We start from the raw sequence: 16549 nt of genomic DNA, 5'->3' as shown, positions 1-16549 counted from the left end.
CAGCATGACCCGCGTAGCGCAGCCCGCAACAGACTCCCCTAATGCGCGCGAAGGTCCTCATCGACGTAAACCGATGAGGACCTTCGCGCTGTCGTCATGATCCGTACGTGACAGCAATCACGTCCGAACCAACCGTTACTTCAAGCCGAGCTTACGGTCCAGAATGTCGGAGGCATCCAATCCTAAGCGGCGTCGGATGAACCAGCCAAGACCGAGCGGCAGGCCGGGAGCCAAGGCCATGCCGCCTGGACCGAGTGCCACGGTTTTGGAGTTGCCTGCGATAAGCATGGTGCCCTTGGATGCGGCCGTGGAGGTCGAACCATCGCTGTCCGCCTCTGGTTTGAGGATTTCGATGTTGCCGTCACTGGTTTTGTACAGTCCCTTATTCTCATTCCAGATACCGGATGCGCCATTGTTGCCGGCCTCACCCGCAGAGAGGAAATGTCTTGTTTTTCTTGTGAGCGCTCACCTATTCACGCGCGATGGCATGTTTTTCAAGCAAAGTCAATAGGTGTGATGTTATTCACACTCTTCACTACGTTGTTTTGCCTCGCACTGGGCAACCCCACTTCAGCAAGAGATTGCACAGCTTGCGTTAGGGTGGAGAACATGACTATCACAGTATCCACAGACGGTTCCGCATTAGGGAATCCAAACGGGCCAATGGGCTGGGCCTGGGCCGATCATGAGCAGAACACCGGCGGCAAGCCTGGCCATAAGCACGACGACCACGGCTACGACGCCGGCGGCGCGACCAACGGCACCAACCAGATTGGCGAACTGTGCGCAGTGTTGGAAGCTTTGCGAGCGCATCCGGGCCCTGAGCCATTGCTCATCGAATCGGATTCGCAGTACGCCATCAATTGCTCGACCAAGTGGGTCAAAGGCTGGAAGAAGAATGGCTGGAAAAATTCACAGAAAAAACCCGTGAAGAACAAAGAGCTTATTCAGGCGATCGACCGTGAAATCTCGCAACGCCCTGGCCCGGTGGATTTCCGATGGGTCAAAGGTCACGCCGGCAACGAAGGCAATGAGCTGGTCGATGAACTGGCACGCACCTATGCGGGCGATTGCCGTTCGGGTGCGCGCGACGGCTATCTACCGATTGAAGGCTGGCAGTCGCTGCTGGGCTCCGAATACGCACATGGCACCGATGTGCCTCCAGACGTGCAATTGGTATTGGACGGCAAAGCGGATGCGGCAAGTTTGCGCAAGCCGGCTGCGGCGACGGATCAGACGGATGCCGCAAGGCCGGAGACCAAGTCTTCGTCACCCTTAGCGGCACAATCAACGCAACCTGTACAATCAACGCAACCCGTATCCCCCGCAAAGCCCAGCGGGCTGACGGTATCCGGTACGCTGACCTTCTCCCCCGCGCCGAAAACGAGCCCGTATTTCAACGGGCAGCCGATGCCGATCAAAGGCAGCATCGAAATCGAAGGCTATGTGGACGGCGACGGCAACCTGACCATCACCAACGCACCATTCGTACGACACTGACACCCAAACACACGAATATGTACCGCAATCGGACACGATGACACAAAATCGCTCATTCGCGTTAGGATAGGAGATAAGGCTTCACGCCGTTGATCCATGCGGCGGAGGCAAGGATGGCAAAGGAGAAACCATGGATAAGGCACAGCAGGATGCGCTGAAGAAGGCGGCCGGCATCGAAGCCGCCAAGCTCGTTGAAAACGGCATGATCGCAGGCCTCGGCACTGGTTCGACCGTGAAGTTCCTGGTGGACGAGCTCGGCCGCCGTCATCAGGAGGAAGGTCTTGAGTTCACTGGCGTGACCACGTCTCGCCGCACGCAGGCCCAGGCCGAGAGCTACGGCATCAAGATCGTGGACATCGACGACGTGGACCACATCGACGTGACCATTGACGGCGCCGACGAAGTCGACAAGAACTTCAACGGCATCAAGGGCGGCGGCGCTGCTCTGCTGTGGGAGAAGATCGTGGCCACCAACTCCAACCAGATCGTGTGGATCGTGGACGAGTCCAAGGTTGTGGACACCATCGGCAAGTTCCCGCTGCCGGTCGAGGTCATTCCGTTCGGTGCCGGCCAAGTCATCAAGAAGTTCGAGGCCCGCGGCTACAAGCCGGTGCTTCGTCTTGACGCCGACGGCAAGGAAGTGCGCACCGACGAGAACAACTTCGTGGTGGACCTGCACCTGGAGCGCATCGATCACCCGCAGGAGCTGGCCGAAGACCTCATCAACACGGTCGGCGTGGTGGAGCACGGCCTGTTCCTCAACATGGTCGACAAGGTCATCGTCGGCGACCCGAACGGCCCGCGCGTGATGACCAACGCCAACAAGTGATCGTCTCACATCACTAAGCTTTTCCAAGCCCGCATCTGCACATCGCAGGTGCGGGCTTTACTGTTGCCCGAACAAGGCAAAGAGCCAAGCAAAAGAGAAACCCCGCGACCATAACGATCACGGGGTTTCTAATGCCTTGATTGCAGGTAAGACTACTTACGCTGGTGGCGGGTCTTACGCAGCAGTTTGCGGTGCTTCTTCTTGCTCATCCGCTTGCGGCGCTTCTTGATGACAGAACCCATCTGAAGCCTCCATTTCGATTAATCGTAAAAGTTGCAACTCGCACCATAATACACGTGTTGCCAGACAGAGGGAACCAGTATGTTGCCGATAGTCCGCATATGCCCTGAACGCAGTTGGGGCATCCACATCAGCAATGTGGATGCCCCAACGTTCATAAGTTTGTGCAGTAGCTGACAGCCGACACTAGATGCTACATCGGGAACTTCTGGTAGAAGCGATCGACCGCTTCCTTGGTGCCGGTAGCTTGGAAGACCACGGTATCGTTCTGCCAGATGGCAACGGCGTTCTTGCTGTTGGAGGCATCGGCCTTCACCACGTACGCGCCCGTGACGTTGCCGGAAACCTTGACGTTGCCGGATGCCGACTCATCGCCGGTCTGCGCAGCGACCAACGCATCGTACTGGGTCTTGGCATTGTCCGCCGACGACCACTGCGCGGCGACCAGCGTGACATCCTTGGCGGCATCACCAGTGGAGTAGGTCAGAGTGTACTCCTCGAGCGGCGACGCGGAATTCCACGTCGTGGAGGCATCCGCCTTGGTACGCGCGTAATTCAGCACGCTGCCCGGCATGGCCTTCAACAGCTCACTGGCATCATCCGGCAAAGCTGTGGCGTCGATGGTCGGCTTGGTCGGCTCGGATGATTCGGTTTTCTGCTGGCTGTTTTGGGTGGTAGTGGAGGTGCCATCATTCTTCTGGATGGCCCAACCCGGCCACACAAAGGCCGAAAGCACTGCCAGGATAATCACAACAGCTGCGGCAACCACCACTGCAATCAACTTGCCATGGGATTGCGTGGTCGAGGAGTTCTCACTATTAGTCATGCCCCGATTCTCTCACAGCCGCGTGACGCTAGGCGGCCGTAATTTTAGTCGTTGTGCGCAAGCCGCGTGAAACTCTTGTGAACGGTAAAAATTTACCGTCCGCTGGTGTTTGGGTTAGGGTGAGACCATGGCGAAATCAAGTGTGCAGTATGTATGTTCCGAATGCGGTTGGAACGGGCCGAAGTGGTACGGCCGTTGCCCCGAGTGTGGTCAGTGGGGCACGGTCGAGGAATTTCACGAGGCTCGGCCGGCGGCAGGCTCTCGCACGGCCGCTCCCGGCCGAACATCACGCACGCAGTCGGTTACGGTTGCCAACAACGCCAGATCTGCAGCCCGTCCGATTACCGAAGTGGGCACGGAAAGCGTCGAGCGGCTCGGTACCGGGTTTTCCGAATTCGACCGTGTGCTCGGCGGTGGCGTGGTGCCGGGTTCAGTAACGCTGATAGCGGGCGAACCGGGTATCGGCAAGTCGACATTGCTGTTGCAGACGGCCGGCAATATCGCGCGCGTTGTGGCGGGAGACAGTACGTTCCGAGGGGCAGGTCAGCGGTCTGCCCAACAGTCGGGCCGGGCGCAGGGCAACGCATCGAACACGGTGCCGATGCGGGGCAACGCATCATCAACACACGCCAACACCGTGCTGTACATTTCCGGCGAGGAATCACAGGCGCAGGTTCGTTTGCGCGCTTCCCGCATCAATGCGGTGGAGCCGAACTTGTTACTGGCCTCCACCACCGACCTGTCCACAGTATTGGGGCTGATCGAACAGAACAAGCCGGCCTTGGCCATTGTGGATTCGGCGCAGACCATCGTCTCGCAGGAGGTCGATGGCATTTCCGGCGGTTCGACTCAGGTGCGCGAAGTGGCAAGCGCGCTGATAGATACCGCTAAGACACTTGACATTCCAGTATTTCTGGTTGGTCATGTGACCAAGGATGGTTCGATTGCAGGCCCGCGCACATTGGAGCATCTGGTCGATGTGGTCTGCCAATTCGAAGGCGACAGCGAGACTGCGCTGAGAATGCTGCGAGCGGTGAAGAATCGTTTTGGCCCGACCGATGAAGTCGGCTGTTTCGACATGAGCGGTGAAGGCATCGAAGAGGTCACCGATCCCGCCGGATTGTTCCTGTCTGGAGACGGCCCTGATGCGGCCAACGCGGCACCCGTGGAAGGCACCTGCGTGACGTTCACATTGGATGGGCATCGCAGTCTGCCTATCGAAGTACAGGCTCTGGTCACCACGTCGGTGCTGCCCACACCCCGTCGTGCGGTCAATGGCGTGGACCCCAGCCGTATCGCCATGCTGGTCGCGGTGCTCTACCGTCACAGCAAGCTCAACCTGCTGTCCAACGACCTGTATATCTCCACTATTGCCGGGGGCCAGGCCAAGGAGCCCGGTTCCGACTTGGCGATAGTGGCGGCACTGGCGAGCGCCGCCACGTCAAAACCCATTGCGCGAGCCACGTGCGCCATTGGTGAGATTTCCCTGACCGGTCAGGTGCGCCCGGTACCGCGTATGGAATATCGCCTTCGCGAGGCCGCACGCCTCGGCTTCACCACGGCGGTCATTCCGCCACTGCGCAAGCCGGTGCATGTCGAGGGACTTCAGCTGGTGGAGTCCAACACATTGTCCGACGCATTAGACGCCTTGGGAGTGCGTAAATAGCCCTGAGATATGCCTCAGGCGGTAAGACGCTTGGTCTCCTCGACGTTGCACTTGAGTTCGTCGACGAGTTGGTCGGGGCCATCAAACTTGACCTGCGGGCGCAGGAAGCCGACGAATTCGACGCGAACCTTGTGGTCGTACAGGTCGATCCATTCTTCAGTGATGCAGTAGGCCTCCACCACACGCTCATTAAGGCCGGTTTTTTCACTGAAGGTGGGTTTGGTGCCAATGGAGATGGCGGCGGGCCAACGGTTTTCACCATCTACCAGCCAACCGGCATAGACGCCGTCGACCGGAATGTAGCCTGCAATGTCGGAGCCAAGATTGGCGGTGGGGAATCCGATGGTGCGGCCACGCTCCTCACCATGCACCACTTCGCCCTCGATGGAGTGCGGAGCACCCAGAATGGCGTTGGCGTCCTGGATTCGGCCATGAGCCAGCAGGTAGCGCACATTGGTGGAGCTCCATGCGCGCATTGCCTTGGCCTGGTTCTTCTTGCTCCATGCGCGGCGCTCGGCTTTGGTGGCATTGGCCAGCGGATTGACGGGCTCTCCCCATTCGCTCGGGGCTTCCGGCTTGAAATCGCGCGGAATACGCACTTCACCCGGGCCACGGTCATCGACCACATCAAGTTCGAATACACCGGTGGCGGCGGCAAGATTGGCGATATGCTTCACATCACCTTCTCGACCCTTGCCCATGGCGGCATCCTGCCCAAGGACCAACGTGCGCATACCCAGCTTGCCGGTGAGTCGGCCAAGGAAGAAAATGTATGACATAGCTGCGAAGGCCAGCGTGTAGTGCACCACCAGCACGTGGTCCACGCCGAACTGTTCCATGCGGTGCAGTCGATCATCCACACTGGTCAAGGCTTCGGCATCCACGTTCTGCACCGCGGGTTCTTCGCCATGGTGCGAGATGACCCAGCCGTGCACGAATGCGGGGCGCGGGTCAAACAGAATCACCACGGAAAAAGCATCATGCTGGTGCGCGAGTTCCACCACACGCTTGATCACCGCCTGATGTCCCAAGTGCATGCCATCAAATGCGCCCAATGTCACCACGGCCTTCTTGTCGTTACTGAACGAGGGCCATTCAATCGAACCTTCGGCGTCAGGGGTCAGGTGCGTGATATCCATCAGTGTGCTGTTCCTTTTATCCGTGCGATGTTATTCATGCAATATAGGCGTTGTTGTGCGCGGCCTGTATCAAGCTGCACTTTTCACCGCGTCTACTTTACGCGAGGGGGAATACGGTGACCGGCTTGGCCTGATGAGCGTTGGCACGCTCGATAATCGCCGCCACATCATGCGTTTGCGGCACAATGGCGGCAGTGGGCTCGCTGATTGTACGCTCAATACGGCGGCCGAAGCGTAATTCGCTGGCCTCCTCAGGAGTGATGTCAAGCGCCGGCATCGCACCTCGAGCGGCCTGTTCCATGGTAAGGGCATGGTCAAGCAGCCAGTTGCGGCGCTCGTCACCGGCAAGACCTTCAGGAGTGTCCAATACGCACTTGTTGCGCGTGACGGTTTGCCCTTCCCGATTAGTGAACGTCTTCTGATCGGTATGTGCGGTGACGGTATGGGTTCGCGTGTCAAGCATCGCCTCAGGAGCGATAAGTCCGCTGGCATCGTCCGGCAACGCGAATCGGCCGACTCGCGTACGGCGCAAACGGGTCAGGTATCCGCCGACGCCAAGTTCTTTGCCGAGATCGCGGGCGAGCGCGCGGATATAGGTGCCCGATGAACAGCTGATCCGCACGTCAACATCAAGTGCGGGAATCGCTCCCGTGTTCGCGTCTTCCCGCAATGGTTCAGCGGCCTGCTCCCCTGCTACGAATCCGCTGCGGATATCCAGCACGGTGAATTCGCTGATGGTGACCGGGCGGGGTTTGAGTTCCACATCCTTGCCTTCGCGAGCCAAGTCGTAGGCACGCTGGCCGTTGATTTTGATGGCGGAGAACGTATTGGGGACTTGTTCGATATCGCCGGTGAAATTGGTGGCGATGGTGCGTGTGAGCAGGTCTTGCCATGAGGCAGTTGGTAACGCCGTTGGTTCGCCGCTCTGGCCACCCTCAGTCAGCTGCGCTGATAGCGTTTGCCAGCGGGAACGGGCTTCACCATCGACGAGCGCCTCGCCTTCGGCATCGTCGGTAGTGGTGCGCAGGCCGAGGCGTATGGTGGCCTCGTAGGTTTTGTCATGCGCCACGATGGCGTTGAGCAGTCGTGTGGCGTGGCCGAAGGCGATGACCAGCGTGCCAGTGGCCATGGGGTCAAGGGTGCCGGCGTGACCGACCTTCTTGATGTGCAACGCGCCGCGCACGGCGGCGACGGCGTCGAAGCTGGTCACGCCTTGCGGCTTGTCGATGATGAGCAGACCGCTGGGTGTTGTATGAAGCACACTACTCCTCGTCAGAGTCGTCTTCGAAGTCGTCGCTGGGCTCGTCGTCATGCTTGTACGGATCGGCGTCGCCGGCGTACTGGGCGGTGGCGCGAGCACGGGCGAGTTCTTCGTCACGCTTCTTGGCCACGGCGAGAATGTCTTCGATCTCGTGAGCCTCGCCGGGCACTTCATCGAACACGAATTGGAGCTGCGGAGTCAGACGCAGGCCAGCCTTGTGGCCCACCAGAGAACGCAGGTGGCCCTTGGCCTGATCGAGGGCCTGCTGGGCGCGCTTGCGTTCGCCTTCCTCATGGCCTTCGTGGCCGAGCTGGGTCCAGTAGACCTTGGCGATTTGCAAATCGTTGGTCACACGGACTTCGGTGACGGTGATGCTGGCGAGTCGCTTGTCATGCAGTTCGCGCTCAATGGAGGAGGCGACGACACGCTGAATCAAGGCCGCAATACGTGCGGCGCGCGGGTTGGTTCCTGCCATAGGAATTTCCTTTTCTAGACTTGAGCCCCCTTTGACGAGGGGCTGCCGAACGCAGTGAGGCTGGGGGAGAGAAAATCATGGAACTACCATGTCTCTCCCCCAGTCAGTCTGCGGCTGACAGCCCCCTCGTCAGAGGGGGCTTAACAATGACTACTTGCGCTCGACTTCCCGCATCTCGAAGGTCTCGATGATGTCGCCGAGTTCAATGTCGTTGAAGGTGCCGAGGTTGATACCAGCCTCGTAGCCTTCCTTGACGGACTGAACGTCGTCCTTGAAGCGACGCAGCGAGGAGATCTCGAGGTCGTTGACCGTGGCCACGCCGTTGCGCAGGATACGGCACTTCGTACCACGCTTGACCTCGCCGTCCTGCACCATAACGCCGGCGATGTTGCCGAACTTGGAGGAGCGGAAGATCTCGCGGATCTCGGAGTGAGAGGTGACGACCTCTTCGTATTCCGGCTTGAGCATGCCCTTGAGGGATGCCTCGATGTCTTCGATCGCACGGTAGATGACCGAGTAGTACTTGATCTCCACGCCCTCGCGCTCGGCGAGGTCCGCGACCTGACGGTTCGGACGCACGTTGAAACCGATGATAACGGCCTTGTCGACCGTGGCCAGGTTGACATCATTCTGGGTGATCGCACCGACGCCGCGGTGGATGACCTGGATGCCGACCTCGTCGGATACCTCGATCTTCATCAAGGAATCCTCGAGCGCCTCGACAGAACCGGACGAATCGCCCTTGATGACAATATTGAGCATGTCGATCTCGGACTCGGCGAACTTCTTCTTGAAGTCCTCGAGGGAGACGACCTTGCGACGCTTGGCCAGCTGGGCGGCACGCTCGGTGGCCTGACGCTTCTCGGCAATCTGGCGAGCGGCACGATCATCGGAGGCGACCAGGAAGAGGTCACCGGCGGTGGGCACGGAGGTCAAGCCCAGCACCTGAACAGGTGTGGACGGACCGGCCGCTTCCATCGGCTGACCGTTCTCGTCGAGCATGGCACGCACGCGGCCGTACGAAGTGCCGGCCACGATGGCATCGCCCACGTGGAGCGTACCCTGCTGAACCAGCACAGTGGCCACGGCACCACGACCCTTGTCGAGTCGGGCTTCGACGGTGGCACCACGGGCGTCCATGTCGGGGTTGGCGCGGAGGTCCAGCTCAGCGTCAGCCGTGAGCAGCACGGCTTCGAGCAGCTTGTCGACGTGCAGGTTCTGCTTGGCGGAGATGTCGACGAACATGGTGTCGCCACCATACTCTTCAGGGACCAAGCCGAACTCGGTGAGCTGGCCGCGGACCTTCTCCGGGTTGGCACCGGGCACATCGATCTTGTTGACGGCCACGACGATCGGCACCTTGGCGGCCTGAGCGTGGTTGATGGCCTCAACGGTCTGGGGCATCACACCATCGTCGGCGGCGACCACGAGGATCGCGACGTCAGTGAGCTCGGCACCACGGGCACGCATGGCGGTGAACGCCTCGTGGCCAGGGGTATCGAGGAAGGTGATCTTGCGCGGTTCGCCTTCAAGGTTCACGGTGACCTGGTAGGCACCGATGCGCTGGGTAATGCCGCCGGCCTCACGTGCGATGACGTTGGTCTTGCGGATGGTATCCAGCAGTCGTGTCTTACCGTGGTCGACGTGGCCCATGACGGTAACGACCGGCGGGCGAGGCTTGAGATCCTCGTCATCCTGCAGTTCTTCCTCGTCAAGGTTGATGTCGAACTGCTGGAGCAGTTCCTTGTCTTCCTCTTCTGCGGAGACGAGCTGGATGTTCCAGCCGATCTCTTCGCCCAGAATCTGGAAGGTCTCCTCATCCAAGGACTGGGTGGCGGTAGCCATCTGACCCAGGTGGAAGAGCACGGTGACCAGCGCGGCCTGGTTGACGTTGATCTTCTCCGCCAAATCGGCCAGGGACGCGCCCTGACGCAGACGGATGGTCTGGCCGTTGCCGTTGGGGATGCGAACGCCGCCGATGGTCGGTGCTTTCAGCTCCTCATACTCATGGCGCTTTGCCAGACGGTTCTTACGGGCCTTTGAGGACTTGCCGCCCTGACGTCCGAATGCGCCTGCGGCACCGCCGCGACCGCCGCGACCGCCGCCACGTGCGGGACCGTTGCTCGGTGCACCGCCACCCTGGAAGTTATTGCCGCCGCCTTGGCCCCCACGGAAGCCGCCGCGTGCGCCGCCCTGACCGGCACCCTGGGAGCCGCCGCCCTGACCCGGACGGTTGTGGCCCCACTGGCCGGGACGCGGACCGCCCTGACCACCTTGGCCCGGACGACCGCCACGGAAGCCGCGGCCCTGCCCCTGGCCTTGGCCGGGACGGCCCGGACGACCGCCACGACCGTTATCAGCAGTCGGACGAGCCATCGGATGCGGACGCGGAATATCACCCGGCGTCGGGGTGTGCATACCCTGCTTGCGGGAGAACGGGTTGTTGCCCGGGCGCGGGCCCTGAGCGTGCGGGCGCGGAATCGCGTTTGAAGCGGCATTGCCGCCATTGGCACCGGCGCCGCCCTGAGCGTGCGGGCGCGGAGCCGAAGCATTGTCGCGGTTGTTCTGATGCTGCCCCGGCTGGCCATTGTTCGGACGGCCCTGGTTGTTACGACGATCGTTGTTACGGCGATCGTTCGGGCGACTCTGACGACCGTTCTCACGGCCTTCGCGATTATCGCGACCATTCTCACGGTTGTCGTTCTGACCGTGGCGGCCGGGGGTCGGCATGCCGGGGCGTGCGCCGCCCTGCGGACGCGGTGTCGGTGCACCCGGAGTCGGAGCCTGCTGATGTGCCGAGGCAGGCGATGCCTGACGTGCGGGAGCGGCCGGAGTCGGTGCGGAAGATGAAGTGGAAGCCGGGGCCGAAGGTGCGGCCGGGCGGCGCTGCTGCACGGGCTTGGAATCGCCCTTGGCGTTGTCCTTGGCGAACTCTGCCTTCAGACGCCGGGCTACCGGCGGTTCAATCGTAGAAGAAGCGGACTTGACGAATTCTCCCATGTCCTTAAGCTTCTCAAGCACGGTTTTGCTATCGACATTCAAAACCTTAGCCAGTTCGTATACGCGTGGTTTCGCCACTAATTACTCCTATTCTGTGACCACGCGCGTGCATGGGCGTGGTCAGTTGGTGATGACGGCAAGCCTACCCTGTCTCATCGTGCGACCATGATCGTGTTACCTCGTCTCTGGTGTGGGCGATTTCGCGCACACTGCGCCAGCCCACATACGCCAATCAAGCATACTCATAGCGCTGGATAGCGTAGACGCAGCGAGCCGCGCCATTGCTGACGCGGCTCGTATCAGGAAATAATGCGCCCTGAAGATCATTCGCCTTCGAGCCCGGCGGCCTATTCGGCTTCCGGAGCAGCAGCCTCGGCCGCAGCCTGGGCGGCCTTTTCAGCGGCGACCTTCTTGGCATGGGCCTCGGCGGATTCGATGCCGATCTTCCAGCCGGTCAGCTTGGCTGCCAGTCGTGCGTTCTGGCCTTCCTTGCCGATGGCCAGGGATAGCTGGTCGTCGTGGATGAAGGCGATGGCGGTCTTGTTCTTCTCGCTGATCACCTGCACGCCGGTGGCCACAGCCGGGGACAGCGCGGCTGCCACGAACTTGGCCGGATCGTCGGAGTAGTCGACGATGTCGATCTTCTCCGGGCCAAGGTTCTCCATAACGGCACGCACGCGAGCGCCGCCGGGGCCGATCAGCGCGCCCTTCGGGTTCACGCCATCGGTGTTGGCCTTGACCGCGATCTTGGTGCGGGCGCCGGCCTCACGAGCGATGGCCATGATGGACACGGCACCGGAGACCAGTTCCGGCACTTCGCGCTCGAACAGCTTGCGGACCAGCTCCGGGTGGGAGCGGGACACCACGATTTCCGGGCCCTTGATGCCACGGGCCACGTTCACCACGTACACGCGGATGCGTTCGCCGTGGCGGTAACGTTCGCCGGGCACCTGCTCACGGCGAGGCAGAATGGCTTCGACATCGCCCATCGCGACATGCACGTTGGAGGGGTCGGAAGCATCCTGCTGGATGATGCCGGTGATGAGCTTGCCCTTCTGGCCGGAGAACGCACCGAATACCTTCTCATCTTCGGCGCGGCGGAACAGCTGGGTGATGACCTGGCGTGCGGTGGCTGCGGCGAGACGGCCGAAGTCACGCGGGGTGTCATCGTATTCCTCGCCCAGCTTGGGAACGGGGTAAGGGTTGTCTTCGGTGGGTTCGACCGGAATTTCGTCGGCGGCCCACACGGTGAAGTTGCCGGAACGTTCGTCAAGCTCCACGCGCGCGTGCTTGGCGGCGTGCGGGGTCTTGAGGTAGGCGAGGCGCAGGGCCTCTGCCAGCGCATCATCCAGGGTTTCGGGGTCGATTCCTTGCTCGGCGGCGAGCTTGTGTATTCCTGTCAGGTCCAGTTCCATCGATCCGTACCTCCTATGAAGTTATGTGGCGCATGGCCTATGAGTAGTCACAGTTAGCTATTAGTGTATGTTTCCATGCAGACACGCTTCTCTTCAGGACGGTTTACCCGGCGCTTGGCATCCGTACTATGCGCGAGCGCGATGCTGTGTTCGCTTTCGGCGTGTTCGATGCCGCGACTGGCCGGACGGGCCGAGGCAGAAGCTCAAATGACCCCTTGCGAGAAAGCGATGACGTTGGCGGGCTACGCCACCCATCCGGCTGAAGGCACGCCGTTATTAGAGCAGTATGCCACCGGTCTGGCCGCTCCCCTGGCTTGGATTGACGTTGCCGGGTATTGTTCGGGTCGTTTTGCCGAGGGAACGTTACGTGACGCGCAGACCAAGCAATGGCTGGCTTTTCTGGCCGATAAATTCGGGCAGTCCGCGCCTGAGGTGACGCCGGCGCGTCTTGATGGCGTCACGTCCGCCAACGTTGATCGATCGGTATTGGATGCGATGGCCGTGGCCGAGGATCGCGCCGGATTCGCTATCGAGGTCTTGGCCGCACGAGGACAGACCGCTGGGGCTACGTTGGCGTTGAGCGATATACATAAGACCGCCGGGCAGCAGTTGGTTGCGCTGGCGAACGGCAATTTTGATGATTCCGGCGCACAATCCAGTTCTTCCGGCCAAAACGACCCCCGCCAAAAGGTCTATGCCATCGACCAACTACTGGCCAACCCCACCACCATCGCCGACAAGGCAAGCGGCCAAACCGTACCGACCGCCGCCGCCATCGAAATGGACTGCGCCCGCGCGCAGATCAAGGCCGTGACCGAATCGAAATCTTCCACCGAGAGCGATACGCTGCTCATCCTCGCCGCACTGGCCGCCAAGCACGCCTACACCGCGTTCCAACTTGGCTACCCAGCGACTGACGCCGCATTGTTCGAGTAGACACACACTCCTCACGAAGCCGATGCGAACTTGTTGGATGCTAGTGGGCAAGTCGAGTTGAGGCACGTTCCACCAATGTGAAATCGGTGGTGTACGTACGGGCCGGGCCTGAGTATCCTTCGATGCGGTCGATAAGCATGTCAACGGCATGCTTGGCATAATCATCGATATGAGGATCGATGGTGGTCAGCGCCGGCACCGAGTACTCGGCTTCCGGCACGTTATCGAAGCCGACCACTTGTACATCGTCAGGTACACGCAAACCACGTCGTTGCAATTCATGAATTGCGCCTAAAGCAATGGCATCATTGAGACACACTACAACATCCGGGCATGGGAGCTTGTCTAGCATAGCTTTTGTCACGCGCATACCTTCACGCTGATTCATGCTTTCTGCCGGAATCACATACCGCCAATTCACCGATAATCCGCGCTCTTCAAATGCCTTCACATATCCTTGGGCGCGTAACGCCTGGGTCCCTTCCGTCTGACGACGCAGCACTGCCTCATCCACCAGTTCAGGAAGAACACCCATCAGAGCAACCGTTTGGGCACCTTCATCCAAAAATCTTCCTACAACCGTGGAGATGGATTCAATGTTGGGCATGGTGATCCAATCGCTTTTCCCGTAGGCCAGATGGTCTCCGGTCGTTACAATCGGATATGGCTGCTCCAGAACGGCCCCTTCATCCGCGAGCGGCGACATTACGAACAGAATCCATCCTTCCGCCCCTAAACGATAGGACTCGTCAACGCTGGCAACCAACCCTTCACCGTCGGAACCATATGTGTTGATGACTACACCGTAATGGCGTTCTTTTGCGTATTCAATGACCTTGTCAGTGAAAAAAGGAACGAACGGCTGCGAGAAATCGAAGATGTTGAGTCCAATAAGCTTTGTGCCGCCAGATCGCATTGCACGCGCCGAAATATTGACGGTATATCCAAGCTTGTGCATCACCTCTTCCACACGGCGACGTGTATCCGGTCTCATACTGCCAGTGTCATTCAGCACATTGGAAACCGTCTTGATGGAGACGTTCGCCTCACGCGCCACGTCCTTGATAGTTACGCGGTTTCCCATTGTTCGAATCCATTTCTGCTTATTACATGACACACCTTCAACAGCGTCATTATGTTCTTATTATGGTAAGTCACAGTCGGGTCGAGCATCTCCTCCTCATATCGGAATCATCTACCCCTCAACCTCAGAATTCAGCCAAGGAGCTTTCCTCCGTTGGGCCCCATGCACCATTAGGCAAATATCCTTCTGACAATGCTGCAGGACGATCGAACGTAGAGGTTAAACTTTCTGGTTGAAGAAACGCACGCACGCCATCCGAACAAGGGACTTTCTGACCACCGGCTTTCAACCTAGCTTTTTACATACCCGTCTTTTCTCCTTATTCCTTTGTTGGGTATCGAATTGTTCCAGTCGATGTGAATGACGGCATTGTCTTCCTCTGACTGGTATGCCACATTACATTAGTGGCGAATCCGAACCTCTCTTTCTGCAATCCGGGCATGTTGATGATTGTTTGGGTATTGCTTGGTGGTTGTACAGGGCACAGCAACCATAAGAGACTGCGCCCTGTCATGCGCCACCGTCACTCGAATCACTTCACGTGCACGGCGGTCCAGGAGACCGGCGGCAAGGTCACACGCACAGTGCCGGTATCGACGTCGGACGTGATGGTGGTGTTGGGGTGCAGAACGACTCGGTTCTGGTCTTCCAGCGTGTTTTTTGCCAGCAGATCATCCTCGTGCAGGGTTTGCGCCTCGACCGCGGAAAGTGCGAATCCTTCCGGCAGCTTGATGGCAAAGTCATTGGCCGCTTCCATGGAGCGATTGACCACAAACACGCTGATCGTACCGTCCTCACCACGCACGGCTACGGAATTGATCGTCGGCACTTCACCGTATTTGTCGGTTTCATACGTTCCGGAAGCCAGTTTCGGTTCAAGCACCGTGCCGCCCTTGGCGAGCTTTGCGGTCAGCGAGAACGGATAGAACGTGGTCTGACGCCACGCCGGGCCGCCCGGTTCGGTCATAATCGGCGCAATTACGTTGACCAACTGGGCCAGGCTGGCGGCGTGCACGCGGTCGGCGTTCTTGAGCAGGGTAATCATCAGATCACCGAACACCACGGCGTCGGCGGCGCTGTACACATCCTCGAGCAGGCGCGGGGCAACCGGCCAATTGCCGATGCCTTCCGGATTCTTGCTCGGCTCTTCGTTGAGATACCAGACATTCCATTCATCGAACGAGATGAACACGTCGTGCTTGCTCTTCAGCCGGGCCTTGGTTGCATCGATGGCGGCGGCGACATCGTTGATGAAACCGTCCATATCGACGCCCGAGGCAAGGAAGCTCTTCATGTCACGGGTGCCATCAGGCTGAAGTTCCGGATGGTAGTACGCATGGCAGGAGACGAAGTTGACGTTGTCAAACGTCTTCTCAAGTACGGTTTCTTCCCACTTGCCGAAGGTGTCCATCACGTGGCTGGATGAACCACAGACCACCAGTTCAACGTTCGGATCGATGGCGCGCATACCTGCCGCCACCGAGGCCGCCAAGGTGCCGTAATCCTCGGCGGACTTGTGACCGGTCTGCCACGGGCCATCCATCTCATTGCCCAAGCACCACATCTTGATGCCGAACGGCTGATCGGCACCATTGGCGCGACGCTCCTCGGAGAGCTTGGTGCCGCCGGGAATATTCGCGTATTCCAACAGGTCGAGGGCCTCTTCAAGACCACGGGTACCCAGATTTACGGCTTCCATCAGCTCGTTGCCGCCGGTTTTTTCCAGCCATTTCGCCATTTCGTGCAGACCAAACTGATTGGTCTCGGTGGAATGCCATGCCAAGTCCAGGCGACGCGGCCGCTCATCACGAGGACCAACGCCATCCTCCCAGCGATAGCCGGAAACGAAATTGCCGCCAGGATAGCGAATCGTGGTAGCGCCGAGTTCCTTGACCAGTTCGATGACGTCCTTGCGGAAACCGTCTTCATCGGCTTCGGGGTGGCCCGGCTCATAGATGCCGTCGTATACGCAGCGACCCAGATGCTCCACGAACGACCCGAACAGTCTGTCGTTGACCGGAGCTACTTCAAAGTCATTATCGACGACGAGTCGAGATTCCTCCAGCTCCCCCGGTTTATTGTCGTGCGAATGCTCGGACATGTGCTCTCCTTTAATCGTTGTCTTCAATACCGCAAGACAACGTTGTGCTAAATACCAAAAGCAATCGGCCCATCTTC

At 59.6% G+C, this 16549-nt stretch carries 14 protein-coding genes; 4 read left to right on the top strand and 10 right to left on the bottom strand.

Annotated features, from left to right (window positions below):
- Window positions 1–135 precede the first annotated feature (135 nt).
- On the bottom strand, window positions 136–288 hold the full coding sequence (locus AB5287_RS00340; protein WP_007056739.1) for a hypothetical protein: 153 nt from the start codon (window positions 286–288) through the stop codon (window positions 136–138).
- 375 nt (window positions 289–663) lie between these two features.
- Between AB5287_RS00340 and AB5287_RS00335 the strand changes: the two genes are divergently transcribed.
- Both AB5287_RS00335 and rpiA read left to right on the top strand, forming a co-directional pair.
- The gene (locus AB5287_RS00335; protein ID WP_242667617.1) at window positions 664–1500 is read left to right on the top strand and encodes a ribonuclease H; all 837 of its coding nucleotides are present in this window, start codon (window positions 664–666) and stop codon (window positions 1498–1500) included.
- Window positions 1501–1630: 130 nt separating this feature from the next.
- Window positions 1631–2329 carry a ribose-5-phosphate isomerase RpiA gene (rpiA, locus tag AB5287_RS00330; protein WP_007052314.1) on the top strand — a complete coding sequence of 233 codons (699 nt, stop codon included), beginning with the start codon at window positions 1631–1633 and terminating at the stop codon, window positions 2327–2329.
- Window positions 2330–2481: 152 nt separating this feature from the next.
- Here the strand turns inward: rpiA and AB5287_RS00325 are convergent, their stop codons facing one another.
- A complete protein-coding gene (locus tag AB5287_RS00325; protein WP_004268639.1) occupies window positions 2482–2571 on the bottom strand; it encodes an AURKAIP1/COX24 domain-containing protein in 90 nt (29 codons plus the stop codon).
- Window positions 2572–2762: 191 nt separating this feature from the next.
- Window positions 2763–3395 (bottom strand): hypothetical protein, encoded by a 633-nt coding sequence (locus tag AB5287_RS00320; protein WP_007052313.1) that lies wholly within the window; start codon window positions 3393–3395, stop codon window positions 2763–2765.
- Window positions 3396–3522: 127 nt separating this feature from the next.
- Between AB5287_RS00320 and AB5287_RS00315 the strand changes: the two genes are divergently transcribed.
- Window positions 3523–5061: a DNA repair protein RadA gene (locus AB5287_RS00315; RefSeq protein ID WP_007055359.1), complete on the top strand. Its 1539-nt coding sequence runs from the start codon at window positions 3523–3525 to the stop codon at window positions 5059–5061.
- A 14-nt stretch (window positions 5062–5075) separates the two neighbouring features.
- Here AB5287_RS00315 and AB5287_RS00310 read toward each other — a convergent pair whose 3' ends face one another.
- From AB5287_RS00310 to nusA, 5 genes are all read right to left on the bottom strand, one after another.
- Complete coding sequence (locus tag AB5287_RS00310) at window positions 5076–6200, bottom strand: riboflavin kinase (protein ID WP_368220327.1); 1125 nt, start codon at window positions 6198–6200, stop codon at window positions 5076–5078.
- 97 nt (window positions 6201–6297) lie between these two features.
- Complete coding sequence (locus AB5287_RS00305) at window positions 6298–7461, bottom strand: tRNA pseudouridine(55) synthase TruB (protein WP_368220325.1); 1164 nt, start codon at window positions 7459–7461, stop codon at window positions 6298–6300.
- A gap of 1 nt (window position 7462) precedes the next feature.
- On the bottom strand, window positions 7463–7936 hold the full coding sequence (gene rbfA / locus AB5287_RS00300) for a 30S ribosome-binding factor RbfA (RefSeq protein WP_007052308.1): 474 nt from the start codon (window positions 7934–7936) through the stop codon (window positions 7463–7465).
- Window positions 7937–8086: 150 nt separating this feature from the next.
- Window positions 8087–11014: a translation initiation factor IF-2 gene (gene infB, locus AB5287_RS00295; protein ID WP_347013260.1), complete on the bottom strand. Its 2928-nt coding sequence runs from the start codon at window positions 11012–11014 to the stop codon at window positions 8087–8089.
- A gap of 269 nt (window positions 11015–11283) precedes the next feature.
- The gene (gene nusA, locus AB5287_RS00290; RefSeq protein WP_007053813.1) at window positions 11284–12351 is read right to left on the bottom strand and encodes a transcription termination factor NusA; all 1068 of its coding nucleotides are present in this window, start codon (window positions 12349–12351) and stop codon (window positions 11284–11286) included.
- 207 nt (window positions 12352–12558) lie between these two features.
- Between nusA and AB5287_RS00285 the strand changes: the two genes are divergently transcribed.
- The gene (locus tag AB5287_RS00285) at window positions 12559–13287 is read left to right on the top strand and encodes a hypothetical protein (RefSeq protein ID WP_060867792.1); all 729 of its coding nucleotides are present in this window, start codon (window positions 12559–12561) and stop codon (window positions 13285–13287) included.
- A 40-nt stretch (window positions 13288–13327) separates the two neighbouring features.
- Here the strand turns inward: AB5287_RS00285 and AB5287_RS00280 are convergent, their stop codons facing one another.
- Both AB5287_RS00280 and AB5287_RS00275 read right to left on the bottom strand, forming a co-directional pair.
- Window positions 13328–14371, bottom strand: a complete 1044-nt coding sequence (locus AB5287_RS00280) for a LacI family DNA-binding transcriptional regulator (RefSeq protein ID WP_007055331.1) — start codon at window positions 14369–14371, stop codon at window positions 13328–13330.
- Between the two features lie 532 nt (window positions 14372–14903).
- On the bottom strand, window positions 14904–16472 hold the full coding sequence (locus AB5287_RS00275) for an alpha-N-arabinofuranosidase (RefSeq protein WP_007055345.1): 1569 nt from the start codon (window positions 16470–16472) through the stop codon (window positions 14904–14906).
- Between the last annotated feature and the right edge of the window lie 77 nt (window positions 16473–16549).

The sequence above is a fragment of the Bifidobacterium sp. RTP21102st3_E2_RTP21102_210122 genome (assembly GCF_040916945.1).
Taxonomy (GTDB): domain Bacteria; phylum Actinomycetota; class Actinomycetes; order Actinomycetales; family Bifidobacteriaceae; genus Bifidobacterium; species Bifidobacterium longum.
The sequence above is the reverse complement of the archived record's forward strand: the minus strand, read 5'-3'. Positions and strand labels throughout refer to the sequence as shown.

Excerpts from the sequence above, each read along its gene's own strand:
- AB5287_RS00335 (WP_242667617.1), top strand. The coding sequence starts at position 664 with ATGGGCTGGGCCTGGGCCGATCATGAGCAGAACACCGGCGGCAAGCCT.
- rpiA (WP_007052314.1), top strand. The coding sequence starts at position 1,631 with ATGGATAAGGCACAGCAGGATGCGCTGAAGAAGGCGGCCGGCATCGAA.
- AB5287_RS00310 (WP_368220327.1), bottom strand. The coding sequence starts at position 6,200 with ATGGATATCACGCACCTGACCCCTGACGCCGAAGGTTCGATTGAATGG.
- AB5287_RS00285 (WP_060867792.1), top strand. The coding sequence starts at position 12,559 with ATGACCCCTTGCGAGAAAGCGATGACGTTGGCGGGCTACGCCACCCAT.
- AB5287_RS00280 (WP_007055331.1), bottom strand. The coding sequence starts at position 14,371 with ATGGGAAACCGCGTAACTATCAAGGACGTGGCGCGTGAGGCGAACGTC.
- nusA (WP_007053813.1), bottom strand. The coding sequence starts at position 12,351 with ATGGAACTGGACCTGACAGGAATACACAAGCTCGCCGCCGAGCAAGGA.
- AB5287_RS00315 (WP_007055359.1), top strand. The coding sequence starts at position 3,523 with ATGGCGAAATCAAGTGTGCAGTATGTATGTTCCGAATGCGGTTGGAAC.
- rbfA (WP_007052308.1), bottom strand. The coding sequence starts at position 7,936 with ATGGCAGGAACCAACCCGCGCGCCGCACGTATTGCGGCCTTGATTCAG.
- AB5287_RS00275 (WP_007055345.1), bottom strand. The coding sequence starts at position 16,472 with ATGTCCGAGCATTCGCACGACAATAAACCGGGGGAGCTGGAGGAATCT.
- AB5287_RS00325 (WP_004268639.1), bottom strand. The coding sequence starts at position 2,571 with ATGGGTTCTGTCATCAAGAAGCGCCGCAAGCGGATGAGCAAGAAGAAG.
- AB5287_RS00340 (WP_007056739.1), bottom strand. The coding sequence starts at position 288 with ATGCTTATCGCAGGCAACTCCAAAACCGTGGCACTCGGTCCAGGCGGC.
- AB5287_RS00320 (WP_007052313.1), bottom strand. The coding sequence starts at position 3,395 with ATGACTAATAGTGAGAACTCCTCGACCACGCAATCCCATGGCAAGTTG.